A 17,461-nucleotide genomic window follows, 5' to 3' on the forward strand; every position below is an offset into this window, starting at 1 on the left:
GAACGCAACAGCATCAACAACATTATTAATCATTAATTATTCACTATTCATTATTCATTACTAATTAAAAAGACAAATTCCCCGCCAATTCCCTCAAAGTAATCTCCGAAATCTTCGCGTTGTACTTAGCGATGCTGTACCGCAATTGGGCGTTCAGGAAATTGAGTTGTGCGGTTCGGTATTCGATTGTCGGAATCGTTCCGATGCGATACTTTTCCATCGTGATGTCAAGGTTTTCACGCGCGATTTCCTCGTTTCGGGATTCCAGATCGATGAGACTGATATTGGTCAGATAGGTCTGATACGCCGTTCCGAGTTGCGACAAAATCGCCTGGTTCTGCTGTTCGACGAGCACTTTTGAATTCTCGAGCTGGATCTTGGCTACTTTTTCGTTGCGGTTCTGGTTGAATCCGTTGAATATGTTCATCGTCGCCGCGAATCCATACGTCAGTCCATTTGCAGAACTTTGCGAGGTAAATCCAAGACTGTTCCGCGTTTCGGCAAAATTATAACCCGTACTCACACTGACGACGGGATAGCGTTGTGATTTGACCGCCTTGAGCTGCAGTTCGGCCACGCGTTTTGATATCAGCTGCGCCTGTACCGATGGATTTTGCTTGAGTGCCAATGTTTCCAAATCGGGAAGGAGCAAAGCGCTGTCGACCGTAAATTCGTCGGTCACCGTAAAATCGATTTTGGTATCTCGGGCAAGCAATTGGTTGAGCTGGATTTTCGTGTTGGCATAGGTTTCCTTGGCACGTAATAACGAAGTTTCGTCGGTGTTCATGTCGACTTTTGCATTCAGGACTTCGAGTTTACTTGATTTCCCGATCGTAAACCGGTTGTTTGCAAGTTCCACGCGAGCTTTTGAAATCGCAAGCGTCGTGTCGAGTGACGCGATCTGTTGCTTTTGTTGCACGAGGTCGTAATATGTGGTCGAAACGTCCGAGACGCGTGTCAATACGACCAACTGCAGTTCGGCCTGACCTAATTTCTGCAGTTCCTTGAGCTGATCATAACGCGCGAACATTCCCAAACCATCAAAAATCGTCCAGCCAAGACTGACACCGTAATTTAAATTGCTGTTTCTCGCATTGTCGAGTTCTTGGACCGTCCCATCTGACCGTGTTTGCGAACTATTCTGCACACTGTTGTTGTCGGTCACGGCGGCTTCTACATTTGGCAACATACCTGCGTTACCGATCGTCGTGTTGGTTTGATCGATCCTCAGGTTGTTTTTTTCTATGCGAATGTCATAATTGTTTTCAAGCGCAATCTTTACCGCTTCTTCTGCTGTGAGCAGTTCCTGTGAATTGGCGGCGATTGCGGTTAAAAATAGGAGTAGGGTGGCTAATTTTTTCATAACGATGACCTGCTTTCTTTTTCATATTCGTCGGCGTGGTCGAATTCAGGGCGATGCACGCGTTCTTTCGACCAAAGCGAGTAAATGGCGGGGATCACGAATAACGTAAGCACGAGCGAAAATACGGTTCCGCCCACAATCACGATTCCCATTCCCATGCGGCTTGTGGCGGCGGCTCCGAGCGACATTGCAATCGGTAATGCGCCGAGTGAAATCGCCAGGCTCGTCATAAGGATCGGACGCAAACGCGCTTCCGAAGCTTCAATGATCGCATCCATTTTGTCCTTGCCTTGTTCGCGTAATTGATTCGCGAATTCCACGATGAGAATTCCGTTCTTCGTCACGAGACCGATGAGCATGACCGTTCCGATCTGGCTGAAAATATTCCATGTCTGACCGAATAACCAAAGCGACAACAACGCACCCGCAACAGCCATCGGTACCGTCAGGATAATGATGAACGGATCGAGGAAACTTTCGAATTGCGCGGCCAGGATCAAATAAATGAGCAACAATGCCAATCCGAAAGCGAATAACGTATTCGACGAACTTTCCACGAAATCGCGGGATTCGCCACCAAGATCGGTCGTGAACGTATCGTCGAGCACTTTTTCCTTGATGCGGTCCATGGCCTCGATTCCGTCGCTGATACTTTGGCCCGGTGCGAGTCCGGCCGAAACCGTCGCCGACATATAACGGTTGTTGTGGTACAATTGAGGCGGGCTGCTTTGTTCGTTTACCGAAACCAGGTTGTCGAGCTGGATCAACTGTCCATCGGTATTCTTGACGAACATCGACGTCAGGTCAAGCGGCTTCGAGCGGTCGACTTCTTCGAACTGGCCCATTACCTGATATTGTTTTCCATTTCTCATGAAATATCCGAAACGCTGTCCGCTCAGGGAAAGCTGCAGCGTCTGCGCGACGTCGAGCACCGAAACGCCTAAGCTCTCGGCCTTTTCGCGATCGATCGTCACGTTGATTTCAGGTTTGTTGAACTTTAGGTTGACGTCGGAATTCGAGAACGTTTCATCTTGGCTGACCTCGTCCATGAATTCCGGGATTTTCTTTTGCAATTGCTCGAAATTCTGCGCCTGGATAATGTATTGGATCGGGAATCCGCCGCGACGGTTTACGGCGATCGTCGGGGATTCCGATACGTTCACGCGCGCCTCAGGATATGCTTTCGTCCATTTGGTCAGGTCGGCGGCGATTTCTTTTTGGGAACGCTCGCGGTCTTCGGGTTCCTTCAAAGCGATACGGACACGACCCGCGTTCACGGCGCTGGAACCGAATCCGGGCGAGGTGATGACCAAACTGACTTTCTTTTCAGGAATGGAATCGTTGATCAGGCGTGTCATTTCCTGCATGAAGCGATCCATATATTGATACGTCGCGCCTTCAGGCCCGGTCACGTTGACCCCGATGAAACTCCGGTCGTCATAAGGCGCCGTTTCCTTGGGCAGGATCGAGTAGAATAACGCGATGAATCCGATACAGATGATGATGATCGGGAAACTCAACCAGCGTCGGCCCATGAATTTCTTGAGCGATTCGGCATAACCTGAATTGAGTTTGACGAAATACGGTTCGGTAAGATTGTAGAATTTCGATTTTTTCTGTTCGCCTCCTTTCATCAGGTAAGCGTTCAGCATCGGCGTCAACGTAAGCGATACGAATGCCGAAATCAAGACCGCGGCCCCGATCACGACGCCGAATTCCCTAAACAATCGGCCCACGAAACCTTCAAGGAAAATAATCGGCAGGAAAACCGCCGCTAGCGTAATCGAAATCGAAATTACGGCAAAGAAAATCTCGTTCGAGCCTTTGATCGCGGCCTCGATGGGCGACATGCCTTCCTCGACTTTCTTGAAGATATTTTCAGTGACCACGATCCCGTCGTCGACGACCAAACCTGTTGCCAACACGATCGCGAGCAATGTCAATACGTTCACCGAGAATCCGAGCAAATACATGATGAAAAAAGTCCCGATAAGCGAAACCGGAATATCGATAAGCGGTCGGAACGCGATCGCCCAATCCCTGAAAAACAGATAGATGATCAGGATTACGAGCACGAGCGCAATGCCCAACGTCTCGACTACTTCGGTCACCGATTTTTTGATGAAAACCGTATTGTCGATCGCAATGTTGAGTTTCAAATCCTTGGGCAGCGTATTCTCAAGTTGGTCGAACTGCTTGTAGAATTCGTCGGCGATGTCGATGTAATTCGTACCGGGTTGCGGAATGATCGCAAGTCCCACGAGCGGCAAACCCGATTCGCTCATTTTAGTCTCGAGGTTTTCCGGCCCGAGTTCAGCGCGTCCGATGTCGCTGAAACGCACGATTTTTTCGCCTTGGGCAAGAATGATTATGTCGTTGAATTGGCTGGCTTCGGACAAATTCCCCATGGTTTTCACCAAAAGTTCGGTGTTCGCGCCTGTTAATTTTCCCGATGGAAGTTCGATGTTCTGCGCATCGAGCGCCGCCCGAACGTCTGAAACCGTAACGCCGTACGAGTTCAGTTTTATCGGATCGAGCCACAAGCGCATCGCGTAGCGTTTTTGTCCCCAGATCTGTACCGACGAAACGCCGGGAATCGTCTGAAGGCGCTCGGCAATCACATTCTCGGCATAGTCGCTGAGTTCCAGCGCGTTTCGCGAATCGCTTTGCACGGTCATCGTGATGATCGGTTCCGAATCGGCGTCGGCTTTTGAAACCACAGGAGGCGCGTCGATGTCCTGCGGAAGCGAACGAACGGCTTGGGAAACCTTGTCGCGCACGTCATTCGCGGCTTCTTCAAGATTTTTCTCGAGGTTGAATTCGACGGTAATGTTGCTCGAACCCTGATTACTCGAAGACGTGATGTTTCGGATGCCGTCGATCGAGTTGATCGCTTTTTCAAGAGGTTCGGTGATTTGCGATTCGATGATGTCGGCGTTCGCGCCCGTATAATTGGTCCTGACCGAAATCTGGGCCGGGTCGATCGACGGGAATTCGCGGATTCCCAAATACGTAAACCCGACGACCCCGAACAAAATGATCGCGAGGTTCATCACGATCGTCATGACCGGTCGCTTGATGCTCAGCGTGGAAATGCTCATGATTTCGTCGCTTTTTGGACTGTTACCTTGATCGGCGCGTCGTTCTTAAGTGTCATGACGCCCGTCGTCAACACCGTGTCGCCCGATTTTAATCCTGACAATACAAGAATCTCGGCTTCGGTTCTCGTAGCGGTTTCAACCTTTACTTCCTTGGCTTTACCGTTGGCGGCGATAAATACTTTCTTTCCGCCCTGGATCGGAACCACGGCTTCGGTCGGGATCACGATCGCGTCCTTGATTTCCTGAAGCGGCAAGTCGACGTTCGCAAATGTTCCGGGAAGCAGTTTTCCGGCTGAATTGTCGGCGATGGCGCGCATTCGTAATGTTCTTGTATCGACGGCGATTTCAGGTTCGATCGCGTAGATCTGTGCCGTGAATTTGTTCGACGGGCCGGCGACCGTAAAACTAACGGTAGAGCCGATCTTCATTTGGGACGCATATTTTTCAGGAACTGAAAACGTGATTTTTACTTGCGAGCTGTTGACGAGTTTCGCGACGAGCGTTTCGGCCGTGACGTAGGTTCCCGGAGATATCGAACGCAATCCGATCTTGCCTGAGAACGGCGCGCGAACCGATGTCTTGCCCAACTGTGCATTGATCAACTGGGTTTCAGCCTTTGCCGATTTGAAGTCGGCGCTCGCAATGTCGTATTCCTCGCGGCTGATCGCTTCTTTCTCGAGTAGGAGTTTTGCGCGTCTCTCGTTTTCAGACGCTAAATTTTGTGCGGTTTGCGCCTTTGAAAGTTGGGCGCGTAATTCGACGTCGTTTACCTTGAACAGCACTTGTCCTTTGGTGACGTTCGTTCCCTCGCTAAAGAAAATTTTCTCGACGATGCCTGAGACTTCGCTTCGGATATCGACCTGCTCGTTGGCTTCTATCGAACCGGAAAGCGACAACTTATTTTCGAAATTTTGGGGCTTTGCGACGACCGCCGAAACGGGTTGTGGCATTTTTTTGCCCTTATCGTCTTTCTTGCTGTCTTTGTTGGCCGAGATTCGGTGAAAAACGAGCGCGCCTATGCCGACGGCGATCAAAGTGTAAACTATGTATTTTACTTTCATAATGCAGGTTAAATCGAGCGAAAACGCTTTGGCAAATCTAAGAGATAGCGTTTCGGAATCGGGAACTGTTAATTTTTATTTAACAGGTGTTTCGGGATTATTTCGACGAGTGACCGTTTGTCGTCGATAAGGTTTAACCGCAGAAAATAAATGTTGCCGAAAATCCTAAATCCCACGTCGGGTCAAAAACTTTCCAAAAATGTGACTCTTAAAGTAAAGAGCGAGAAAATCAATAAGACAGCCGCAGTGAAAAACAACAATCTTCGCGCCCAAAGGATTTTTTTCCTGAGGAACAAAATACCAATAACGATAAGGATTGCGATTATTATCGGAACGGTAAAGACGGCCGTTATTACAAGCAAAAAAAACCAATCCTGGGGCGAGTCCGACAAATCGAACCAACGCGTCACGATCGGTTCCAGATTTTGGTCTTCAATCACTTTTTTCCAATCGGACTCGTTCTTGAACGTTTTATATTCTTCCGATTTCTCGTCGAACACGAAATAATAACCGGTTCCTTTCCCGATGATGTGATCGCGATAGAAATACCATTTCTCAAGTCTTTCGAGTTTGTCGAATCCGATTAGGATCGGTGTCTGCGCATCAGGATACGGGTCGCAATGACAAATCGTGTGGCCGCCCGGCGTCTCGAAGAAAATCTCGGCCAATCCGACGCGAGCGTTTGCTGCAGTTGACAGAAACAGAGTCGCAAATAAGGATAGCGTCGTCAGATTTTTCAACTTATGTAGTTCCAGATATTTTTTTTCTTGGTCATTTCGATGTAGGCGTTGCGCATGGCCGCATATTCGGGTTTTTGCATGCTCGGATCGTCTTTGAGCAGTTGCATCGCATAGTTGCGCGCGAGTTGCAGGATGTCACGGTCGCGTACGATGTCGGCAATCTGTAAGTTCAGGACACCGCTTTGTTGCGTTCCCATCAAATCTCCGGGGCCGCGTAATTTGAGGTCGACCTCGGCAATTTCAAAACCGTCGTTCGTGCGCGTCATGGTTTCGATTCGCGTTTTGGTGTCGTTTGAAAGTTTGTGGCTCGTCATTAAAATACAGTAACTCTGTTCGGCTCCACGACCGACGCGACCACGCAATTGGTGTAATTGCGACAGGCCGAAACGCTCTGCCGATTCGATGATCATCACCGACGCATTGGGCACGTTCACGCCGACTTCGATTACCGTCGTGGCGACCATGATGTTGGTTTTTCCTTTTGAGAAACGCTGCATCTCGGCATCTTTTTCAGACGGTTTCATCTTGCCGTGCACGATTGAAACAGAATATTGCGGCAACGGGAAATCGCGCGAGATGCTTTCGTATCCGTCCATGAGATCCTTGAAATCCATTTTTTCAGACTCTTGGATCAGCGGATAGACGATGTAGATTTGTCGGCCTTTCGCGATTTCGTCGCGTATGAATTTCCATACTTTGAGCCGGTTCGCGTCGTAGCGATGCACGGTTTGTATCGGTTTTCGTCCCGGAGGCAATTCATCGATCACCGAAACGTCGAGATCGCCGTACAGGCTCATCGCCAACGTACGCGGTATGGGCGTGGCGGTCATGACAAGCACGTGAGGCGGGATTTCGTTTTTCTTCCACAATTTCGATCGTTGCTCGACACCGAAGCGGTGCTGCTCGTCAATCACGGCCAAGCCTAAATTTTGGAATTTTACCTTGTCTTCGAGCAACGCATGCGTGCCGATCAATATGTGAAGCGAACCGTTTTCGAGCTCTTCGTGAATGATTTTCCGATCGGCAGTTTTGGTTGAACCCGTGAGGATTTTTATGTTGATTCCCAGTCCGATAGCCAATTCGCTCAAACCTTTGAAATGTTGGTTCGCTAGGATTTCGGTCGGCGCCATCAAGCACGATTGGAAACCGTTGTCGAGCGCGATCAGCATGCTCATGAGCGCGACGATCGTTTTGCCCGAACCGACGTCGCCTTGCAGCAAACGATTCATTTGGGCGTTCGTTCCCATGTCGTTACGGATTTCCTTGATCACGCGTTTTTGCGCATCGGTCAAATCGAACGGCAAATGGTTTTTATAGAAGATGTTGAAATACGTGCCGACCTGCGTGAACGGATGGCCTTTGATCTTGTGTTTCCTGATCAGGTTTTTCGTGATGAGTTGTAATTGGATGAAGAACAATTCCTCGAATTTGAGCCGGAATTGCGCCATCGCTAGCGCTTCGGAGCTCTTCGGGAAATGGATGTTGAACATCGCGGCTTTCTTGGGAATGAGCTTTGCGTCGCGCATCAGATTTTCGGGCAACGTCTCGGTGAAATTGGCTTGGGTTTCGAGAAAAAGCTGCTGCATCATTTTATTGAATGACCGGTTGCTTACGCCACGGTTGTTGAGCGTTTCAGTGGACGGATAAACCGGTTGCAGTGCCGTTCTCAGGCTTTGTTCGTGTTCGGCAAGTAATTCCATTTCAGGATGCGCCATGCTGAACTGGCCGTTGAACGATGTTGTTTTCCCGAAAATCACCATGGGTGAATTGATCTTGATGCCCTCGCGGATCCATTTGATGCCTTGGAACCAGATGAGTTCCATTTGGCCCGTGTCGTCCACGAAAGTCGCGACGAGACGTTTGCCGCGTTTTTGCTCGACGGTTTTTACGTTTATTATTTTGCCGATAATCTGGACCTCGGCCGTACTTTGGTTGAGCTCGTTGATCTTATAATAGCGCGTGCGGTCGATGTAGCGGTTCGGGAACAGATTCGCGAGATCGGCGTATGTATGGATGCCCAATTCCTTGCGCAACAAGTCAGCGCGTGCGGGTCCGACGCCTTTAAGGAATTCGATCGGTGTTTGGAGTAAACCGGACATTTTGTTTTGAATTTTGAATTATAAATCGTGAATGGCGCGTATGATCCGGGAAAAGTTTGGTGTAGCGAATATAAGTTTTTTATTGTGGAATTTAAAGCGTTTTTTTGCTTCGGATGTCGTGAAACCGCGCGTTGGTTGCAGACCTAACAGGTTTTCAAAACCTGTTAGGTCTTACAAAAAAGCACAATTTTTTTTAATCCCCAGTACACTTTTTATACCTATTTTCCTAAAATCATCCAAAAGCAAAATCTGCCGACGCAACTCATTTTCGTATATTTGAAAACTTTCCATTCTCCAAATGAAATATATTTTCCTGCTTCTTTCGGCGTTTTCGTTCGCCCAGCAAACCCAATTCGTCGATTTCAAGACCGTTACGGGCAATTTGTTTCCCGATTACCACAAACGTTCGATCCACGGTTCGGCCTCGTATGATTTCGACGTGCTGAAACCCATCGACACCATCAAAATCGACGCGATCGCTATGGATTTCACCGATGTCCTGCTCAACGGAAAACCCATAAAATTTCTCAATTCAGGCAAACAGCTCCAACTCGTTTCAAAGTTCAGAAAGAGCAAGAACATGCTCACGTTCAAGTATTCGGCCAAACCAAAACAAACCCTGTATTTCGTGACCGCGGGCACCGACCACCAAATCTGGACACAAGGACAAGGAAAATATACGAGCCATTGGTTTCCGAGTTTCGACGACGTGAACGAAAAGGTCTTATTCGGGCTTACGATCACATATGATAAGAATTACAAAGTCGTATCGAACGGCGTTCTCAAAAACGAATTCATTGCGAACGAGCGTGAAACCACATGGGAATATCGCATGTTCAACCCGATGTCGTCGTACCTGCTCGTGCTTGCCATCGGGAAATTCAACGTGCATACGATTACCGCCGAATCCAAAACCGCGAGCGAGTTGTACATCGAACCCGGAGACGAGGCCAAATTCGAACCGACATATCGTTACTCAAAACAAATCTTCGACTATTTCGAAAAGGAAATCCAGGTTCCGTATGCGTGGAATGTGTACCGACAAATTCCCGTACGCGACTTCCTCTACGGCGGGATGGAAAATACGACGGCCACGATTTTCACGCGCGATTACGTATGCGACGACATCGCGTTCAACGACCGAAACTACGTGAATGTGAACGGTCACGAACTCGCGCACCAATGGTTCGGCGATCTCGTTACGGCCAAATCGGGCAAACACCATTGGCTGCAGGAAGGTTTCGCGACGTATTACGCATTGTTGGCCGAGCGCGAGGTTTTCGGTGACGATTATTTCTATTCGAAATTATACGACAACGCGATGAACCTGCAACAGGCTTCGAGGACCGACACGATCCCGATCCTAAACGAAAAAGCGAGTTCACTGAGTTTCTACCAGAAAGGCGCTTGGGCATTGCATGTGTTGCGTGAAAACGTCGGTGCCGCAGCTTTCCAAAAAGCCGTAAAAACGTATCTCGAAAAACACAAATTCAAGAATGTCGAAACCGATGATTTCCTAAACGAAGTCGCGAAGGTTTCCCCGTACGACGTCAAGGCGTTCAAGAAACGCTGGCTTGAAACGGGCGGATTCGAGGTCGCCGAGGCAATCGATCTGCTCAAGCGAAACGCGTTCATGAAACAATTTTTCGAAACCGGGGAATTGAGCCAAAAACCGTTCGCTCAAATCAAACCGCAATTGGAAACCATCTTAAAGTCTGACGCGTATTTCCCGGTGAAGGAGCAAATCGTGTACATGATCGGGGATTTGCCGTTCGATGAAAAAAAGGATGTTATTTTGACCGCTATGCAAACGGGCGACGTGAACGTGAGACAAGCCGTGGCTTGGACGCTAAAGAAAATCCCATCGGAATTCCAAAGTGGATACGAAACGTTGCTCGACGACAAATCCTACATAACCCAGGAAATTTCATTGAACGCGTTGTGCCGTGATTTTCCCGATAAGCGCGCCCAATATCTCGACAAGACTGACGGCCGAATCGGCATGAACGACAAGAACATCCGATTGCTGTGGCTCGCGCTCGCGTTGTCGACCAAGGAATATCGCATGGATAAGAAAGCGGCGTATTACGATGAATTGCTCGCGTATGCGCAATCGGGTGAGGAAGCGTCGGTGCGACAATCGGCGATAGAGAAATTGTTGTACATCGACAAAGGCGACCAAAACGTGTTGCCGCTGCTGGTCAATGCGACCGTGCATCACAAATGGCAGTTCACGAAATTCGGGCGCGACAAGATCCGCGAAAAACTTAAGCTCACGAATACGCGCAAATTCTACGAGGATTTGTTGCCGAGTCTGCCAGAAGCTGAGAAAGCCCAACTCCAACGACTACTCGACGAAAAATGAGAGCACTTGTAATTTCAGGCGGCGGCAGTAAAGGCGCGTTCGCAGGCGGAGTCGCGCAATATCTGATGCAGCAGAAAGGCTATCGGTACGATTTGTTGCTCGGAACCTCGACGGGAAGTCTGCTGATCCCGCATTTGGCGCTCGGCAATGTCGAGAAGATCTATGAAATCTATACGAACGTCTCGATGGGTAAAATCTTCAACGTGAATCCGTTCGTGGTCAAGAAACGCAACGGCGTCGAGTCGGTCGCGATCAACCATTTCAATGTGATTTGGCAGTTTTTACGCGGAAAGCGCACGTTCGGCGAAAGCAGGAAATTGCGAAAATACATTCGGAAGAACTTCACCAAGGCCGAATTCGAAGAACTCAAGGCCTCGAACTGCAACATCGTCGTCACGGTCACGAACCTTTCGAAAAACGAATGCGAATACAAATGCATAAAGGATTACACATACGATCAATTCTGTGACTGGATCTGGATTTCGTGCAATTACGTGCCGTTCATGAGCTTGGTCAAGAAAGGAAAATCCGAATATGGGGACGGCGGATTTTCAGCCCTGGTTCCGATCCGGGAAGCGATCGATCGTGGCGCGACCGAAATCGACGTCGTGATTTTGGAAACCGAAGTATTGTCGTCACCGAAAGCCGTCGGAAAAAATCCTTTTTCATTGATGGTGAATCTTTTCGGAACCTTGCTCGACCAAGTGGAAAAGCACGATATCGTCATCGGAAAACTAGCCGCGAAAAACAAAAACGTGAAACTGAATTTATATTACACGCCGACCTCGCTTACCACGAATGCGTTGGTTTTCAATAAGGAAAGCATGAAAAAATGGTGGCACGAAGGATATGAATATGCGCAGAATAAGAGTGAGTTGATGAGTGAGGTGAAGGAGATGTAGTTGTTGTTGAATCGGTTAATCGGTTAATTGTTGATTTGAATCGCTGTCTTCCGCTCAAATTTTTGGGTACTTTTGAAAGGAGATTCGTCCAATTTTACCTCTCGTCTAAAACCCTAAACTCTAAACCCTAAACCCTAAACTCTAAACCCTAAACTCCAAACCCTGAAATCAAACTCCAAAACATCCAAGAAATTCAAAACCAAAAAGAAGCCAAAAAAGGAATACAACTCCTATTTCCTCGCGTTCGCGTTGTTTTTGGTCGTGGTTCTACTGTATCCGTCGGGTAAGCAACCGATTTCCGATGTCAGCGTCGTAACCGGAAAGTTATACAAAGAGCCGCATAGTCTGGGAGCGCGAGGCTCGTACGATTACTCGTTCTGGCTGCAAGGCAAGGAAGCCCAATTCGTTATCGACAACGGCATTCTCATCAATGGACTTTCTGAAAAATTCGTCGACTTGAAACCGGGAACCCAACTGGAACTTGGCATTTTGGGCGATGAGCGGCGATTGATGGAAAAGGATAAGATTCGCGTCTATTCGTTGAAGGCCGGGAACGAAACGATTTACGACGTGGAACTTTACGATCGGAATAATTCGAAATACCGTTTCAGGCTTGGTTTTTTCGGATGGACGTTAGTACTGTTTCTTACGGTGAACGGCTTGAATGTGATCAGTAGCCGATGGAACAAAATTTTAGCGATTTCATTTCTCGCATCCGTTATTTTTATGCGCGTGTATCATTTTGGAATTTTTTAATCCGACGAAAAACTTGGAAATCAAGAAAATTCCACAACCACAATTTTATAGATTCACGAAAATAAGCGCGTCCAACTTCTTGGTTCTTTCGTGCTACTTGGTCGTCTCTTATTTCCTGTATGTATTTTTTGTAACATCCGAAAATCCGAAACTCCCAAGCAATATCCTATTTGTTTATGGTTTTTCAACCCAGTTTTTTCTGTATGCCTTTCAATACAGATCGCTTAGGAATTTCAATTATTACATATGTTGGATAGTCGTCGGGATCGCTCACTTTTTTATTTATTTCGAAATCAGTGACGATCCTCGGATTATTTTACCCAACGCCAACGCCGCCGTCGAATTGAGAAATACTTTCTTCTCGCTGATCTTATTTCAAATACTGAGATTCATCAGCCTAAGACTTCAGAAAATGGAGCTCGTAATGATTGATCGCAGCGGATTTAATTACGGCGACAACAGAAAAAACACTACGGTCGATATTATTCTATTTATCATATTTTTCATCTACTTGGCGCTGGTTTCATTTTGAGCCGATGCGCGCAAAAGATTTTTAGTCAAACTTTTAATGGCAAAAAATCTCCGACCGACTCAAACAGACGCCTCATAACAGGTTCAGGTCGAAATTTTCCAACGGAAGACAACGTTTCAAATCAACAAATCAACAAATCAACAAGATACCCAAAACGTCCAACGGAAGACACTGATTCAAATCAACAAATCAACAAATCAACAAATTACCCCAAAACGTCCAACGGAAGACAACGTTTCAAATCAACAAATCAACAAATCAACAAATCAACAAAATCAAAAATCCCCGCCAAAGGCAAAAAAAGCACGCAAAAGGTAGGGTTTTCCCAAACACGCCTGTTTCACAACAATAAAACCATATTCATCATGAAAAAAACAAAACTACTTCTAGCGCTATTCTTCGTAGCAAGCCTGTTTATCAGATGTAATCACGACGATTCAGGTTCAGGAACCGACGACGGACCGTCTGATTCCGATTTCGAACAAAACTTCGGCGCGACCGCTTCCCGTGATTTCATCGGCGAGGTCGTCGACATGAACAACCAGCCCGTACAATCGGCCACCGTAAAGATCGGCGCGTTGAGTGTACAGACCGACTCGAACGGAATCTTCGTGATCAACGGCGCTTCGGTCCACCAGAAATTCGCCTACATCACGGCCAACAAAACCGGGTACTTTGAAGGTTCACGTGCGATGGTTCCAACATCGGGCAAAAACAACGTGAAAATCATGTTGATCCCGAATGCGCCAATCGCGACGGTCTCTTCGGGCCAGGCGAGCGAAGTCACGACCGATTCGGGCACGAAAATCATTTTCGACGGATCGTTCCAGGACGAGAACGGCGCCGCGTATTCAGGAAATGTCGCGGTATCAGTGTATCATTTGAGTCCGTGGAACGCGAACCTCGACAAATTGATGCCCGGAATGATGTATGCCGAGAGAGAAAACGGCGATGAAGCCACGCTTGAAACGTTCGGCATGATCAACGTCGAACTTCGAGGTGCAGGCGGACAAAAATTACAACCTGCCCAAGATCATCCGGCGACGATCGAAGTAATGCTCGACGCCGCTCAAATGGCGAATGCGCCTGCGTCAATCCCGTTGTGGCATTTCGACGCCGCAAAAGGCTGGTGGAAAGAAGACGGGGTTGCGACGCGCCAAGGCAACAAATATGTGGGCGAAACGTCACATTTCTCATGGTGGAACTGCGATGCGCCATTCCCGACAGTACACTTCGACGTGACCGTAACCAATCAGGACGGAAGCCCTGTCTCGAATGCTCCCGTGTTCATTACGATGGCCGGGCAAAACTGGCCGACTTTGGGTTACACGAATTCAAACGGGCAGGCGAGCGGGTTGATCCCATCGAACGCAGCATTGACGATCAGCGTGAAAGACGTTTGCGGAAACATCGTGTATACGACGACAGCCGGTCCTTACACCGCCGACGCAACGCTTGCGATCACATTACCCGTGAGCAGTGTCGAAACCGCAACGATACAAGGAACATTGTTGAGTTGCGACGGAAATAACGTCACGAACGGCTACATCTTGTTGCGCTACGCAGGTGTAAGTCAAGTCGCCGAGGTGACCAATGGCGATTTCAGCTTCACCGCTTTGGTTTGCACCGCGGGACAAACGTTTACGCTTCAGGGTGCCGATTTCGATTCGCTCCAGCAGACGGATTCCATCAGCTATACATTCCAGGCGCCAGTCACGAACGTGGGGAATCTACAGGCTTGTAGTACGGTCGACGAATTCATCTCGTACCAGATCGACGACGAACCGACCGTATTCCTGATCCAGGAAGTGAACGCGAGCTTGGGAAGCCAGGGACAAACCAATGGCCTTTCAATTTCAGGTTTCAACGAAGGAAATACGCCGACAGGTTTCGCATCGCTTTACATCTACAGCGGAAGCGTGAGCACGCCGGGAACATATACGACAGCGCAATTCTCGCTTGAAGGAACCTTGGGTTACATCTTCTCGGGGACGACGAACGATGTGGTGTTCACGTTGACGAACGTAGGCGCGCCGGGAGAATACATAGACCTGACCTTTAGTGGAACGTACGTACAGGAAGGCGAAACGCATACCCTATCAGGTGTTGCGCACGCGATTAGGAATTGATGAAAAAGAATGTTGGAAAAGAGCCTCTCGGAAACGAGGGGCTTTTTTTTTGGACGCAACCATTTCAGGATTAAACCATCTCAAAAGTAACCAGTAAAAAAAACGCTATGAAAAAACTACTTTTACTCGTGCCCGTCGTATTGGCGGCGCTCACTTTTTTTGCATGCGATCCTGATCGCGAAGATTCCACTCCGGGTGGCGGAAATAATGTCTCCGACGAAGAATTCATGGAAAACTTCGGGAGTGCTGTTTCCCGAGATTTCATCGGGCAAGTCGTAGATGCCAATGACGATCCAATCCAGAATGCCACGGTCAAAATCGGTTCCTCGACCGTCCAGACCGACGAAAACGGCGTGTTCATCATCAACGAAGCGCAAGTCCATCAAAAATTCGCGTACGTAAAAGCCTCGAAATCGGGTTACATCGACGGGTCGCGCGCTTTGGTTCCGACATCGGGCAAAAACAATGTCAAGATAATGTTGTTGCAATCGGGCGCGTTGGAAACCATTCAATCGGGAGAGGAAAGTGTCGTGTCGATCTATTCGGGCACACAAGTTAAATTCGACGGCGCGTTCGAGGACGAAAATGGCGTTCCGTATTCAGGCAGCGTCGGCGTTTTCATGTTCCACTTGACGCCTTCGAACGAGAAAATTTCAGAACTGCAACCCGGAATGTTATATGCCGAAACCGAAACGGGCGACGAAGCCGTATTGCAAACATTCGGCATGATAAACGTTGAACTGCGCGGTTCAGGCGGACAAAAACTTCAGATAGCCGAAGGTCACACGGCCGAAATCACGATGCGTATCGACGACGGCCAAATCGCATCAGCCCCGGCCACGATCCCGCTTTGGCACTTCGATGAGAATGCGGGTTGGTGGAAAGAAGACGGTTCGGCGACCAAACAAGGGAATTATTACGTTGGGAACGTAAGCCACTTTTCTTGGTGGAATTGTGATGTTTTTGAATCGGTAGTTATGCTTACAGTGACTGTAAAGGACGCCAACGGGAATGCCGTTCCAAACGCTGTTACGTACTTGGAAATAGCGCAAAATAATCTTTTTAGCGGAACAATTACGACGGGTTCGACCGGCACGGCTGCAGGAATAGTTCCGTCAAATGTCGCACTGGACCTTTCGGTTGCGTTACCTTTTTGCCCCACGACAGTGCAGTCTGTCAGCATTGCACCAACTTCCACTGATTTAGCCGTTACCGTTGTTATGGTAGACTATTCTCCTGAAATATTTTCAATATCTGGCGAATTAGTGTCATGTTCGGGTTCTTCAACAAATGGATACCTTCAGGTAAAAGTAAACGGTTTCATAAATCTATTCCCGGTCGAGGGAGATTTTCAAATAAGTATCGGAAATTGTGAAGCACCCGAAATTTTCCTTGTTCGTTCCAATAATTCTTCTTGGACACAATTTTTGGTGAATGGAACTGAAAATAATATTGGTGTACTTCCATTCTGTTCATCGACCACAGAATTTCTTGTTTATAAAATTGATGACCAAGTTGCCAATGTTTACGTGGCAGGAATCAGTGCGACTTTTCAAAACGGGCAACTTAACGTAAACAGCGGAGGCACGAATCCTTTGGGAATTACTACCAGTGTGACAACGCCCGGCGTATACGATTCGGCCCAATTCTCATTACAATACAATGGCGTCACGATTCCCGCTGCCGCCATGCAACAAACCTACGTACTCAATAAATTCGGAAGTGTCGGCGACTACATCGACCTTGTGTTTTACGGAACCTACACGGATCTCACGGGAGCACACAATCTCGTAGGAACCGCTCACGTGCTGCGCGACGAGTAAGATTATATTGCCATGAAAAAGAAAAGCCTCCAATCACGGAGGCTTTTTTTATATCAATTCTTTCACTTCATTCCGAATGTAAGCGAGTGCCGCCGAACTCGGGCTCGGATTGTCGAACGACAATGTCAGTACTTTTTCGCGGAAATTATCGGCGTCCGAAATATCTTCGCTTGCCGCGGCTTTACGCAACGTCTGGATCGTGGCGTTCTTGGCGGTTTGTATGATTCCCCAACATTCGTCCGAAACGTAAATCTGTTGCGTCAGATTGTGCTCGAATTCCTGCTCGATCTGTGCGATGATGTAATTTGCGTAATCTTCTTTCTTCTCTGAAATCGGAGCGACGCGGATGAGCAATTTCGCAGGATCGATGCGTTCCAAAAACAACGTCATGCGTTCGTATGCCTGTAATTTCAACGGCAGCGAATCCTTCCTGTTCTGGCGCAACAGCATGAAACGCCTCTTGTTGTCCTCGTTCTTGGCGAAGGTCTGGAAAAAATAGTAGGCGACTCCGCCCGTGATGGCCGCGGGAAGGCAGAAAAATAGCAATTCGATTATCTTGTCGGTGTTCATTGTTTGTGAATTTGGAAACA

Annotated in this window: 11 protein-coding genes; 5 read left to right on the top strand and 6 right to left on the bottom strand. The window is 48.1% G+C overall.

Going from position 1 to position 17,461, the window contains the following annotated elements; all coding sequences use genetic code 11:
- Positions 1-64 precede the first annotated feature (64 nt).
- From EOO50_RS02090 to recG, 5 genes are all read right to left on the bottom strand, one after another.
- Positions 65-1,363 (bottom strand): TolC family protein, encoded by a 1,299-nt coding sequence (locus EOO50_RS02090; protein WP_290837412.1) that lies wholly within the window; start codon positions 1,361-1,363, stop codon positions 65-67.
- Positions 1,360-4,464, bottom strand: coding sequence for an efflux RND transporter permease subunit (locus tag EOO50_RS02095; protein WP_290837414.1), 3,105 nt, complete (start codon positions 4,462-4,464; stop codon positions 1,360-1,362). The genes EOO50_RS02090 and EOO50_RS02095 overlap by 4 nt, the downstream gene beginning before the upstream one ends.
- On the bottom strand, positions 4,461-5,525 hold the full coding sequence (locus EOO50_RS02100) for an efflux RND transporter periplasmic adaptor subunit (protein ID WP_290837416.1): 1,065 nt from the start codon (positions 5,523-5,525) through the stop codon (positions 4,461-4,463). Before EOO50_RS02100 ends, EOO50_RS02095 begins: the two co-directional genes overlap by 4 nt.
- Positions 5,526-5,707: 182 nt before the next feature.
- Complete coding sequence (locus EOO50_RS02105; RefSeq protein WP_290837417.1) at positions 5,708-6,265, bottom strand: hypothetical protein; 558 nt, start codon at positions 6,263-6,265, stop codon at positions 5,708-5,710.
- A complete protein-coding gene (gene recG, locus EOO50_RS02110) occupies positions 6,262-8,364 on the bottom strand; it encodes an ATP-dependent DNA helicase RecG (protein WP_290837419.1) in 2,103 nt (700 codons plus the stop codon). Before recG ends, EOO50_RS02105 begins: the two co-directional genes overlap by 4 nt.
- Before the next feature lie 298 nt (positions 8,365-8,662).
- On the opposite strand from recG, the gene EOO50_RS02115 reads away from it, so the two are divergent.
- The 5 genes from EOO50_RS02115 (at position 8,663) to EOO50_RS02135 (ending at position 16,871) form a co-directional block, all read left to right on the top strand.
- Positions 8,663-10,729 (top strand): M1 family aminopeptidase, encoded by a 2,067-nt coding sequence (locus EOO50_RS02115; protein ID WP_290837421.1) that lies wholly within the window; start codon positions 8,663-8,665, stop codon positions 10,727-10,729.
- A complete protein-coding gene (locus EOO50_RS02120; RefSeq protein ID WP_290837423.1) occupies positions 10,726-11,631 on the top strand; it encodes a patatin-like phospholipase family protein in 906 nt (301 codons plus the stop codon). The genes EOO50_RS02115 and EOO50_RS02120 overlap by 4 nt, the downstream gene beginning before the upstream one ends.
- Positions 11,632-11,892: 261 nt before the next feature.
- Complete coding sequence (locus EOO50_RS02125) at positions 11,893-12,387, top strand: hypothetical protein (protein WP_290837424.1); 495 nt, start codon at positions 11,893-11,895, stop codon at positions 12,385-12,387.
- Between the two features lie 897 nt (positions 12,388-13,284).
- On the top strand, positions 13,285-15,048 hold the full coding sequence (locus EOO50_RS02130) for a hypothetical protein (protein ID WP_290837426.1): 1,764 nt from the start codon (positions 13,285-13,287) through the stop codon (positions 15,046-15,048).
- 107 nt (positions 15,049-15,155) lie between these two features.
- Positions 15,156-16,871 (top strand): carboxypeptidase-like regulatory domain-containing protein, encoded by a 1,716-nt coding sequence (locus tag EOO50_RS02135; RefSeq protein ID WP_290837428.1) that lies wholly within the window; start codon positions 15,156-15,158, stop codon positions 16,869-16,871.
- A gap of 48 nt (positions 16,872-16,919) precedes the next feature.
- Here EOO50_RS02135 and EOO50_RS02140 read toward each other — a convergent pair whose 3' ends face one another.
- Positions 16,920-17,441: a hypothetical protein gene (locus EOO50_RS02140; protein WP_290837431.1), complete on the bottom strand. Its 522-nt coding sequence runs from the start codon at positions 17,439-17,441 to the stop codon at positions 16,920-16,922.
- Positions 17,442-17,461 lie beyond the last annotated feature (20 nt).

It is taken from the genome of Flavobacterium sp. (assembly GCF_004211145.1).
Classification (GTDB): domain Bacteria; phylum Bacteroidota; class Bacteroidia; order Flavobacteriales; family Flavobacteriaceae; genus Flavobacterium.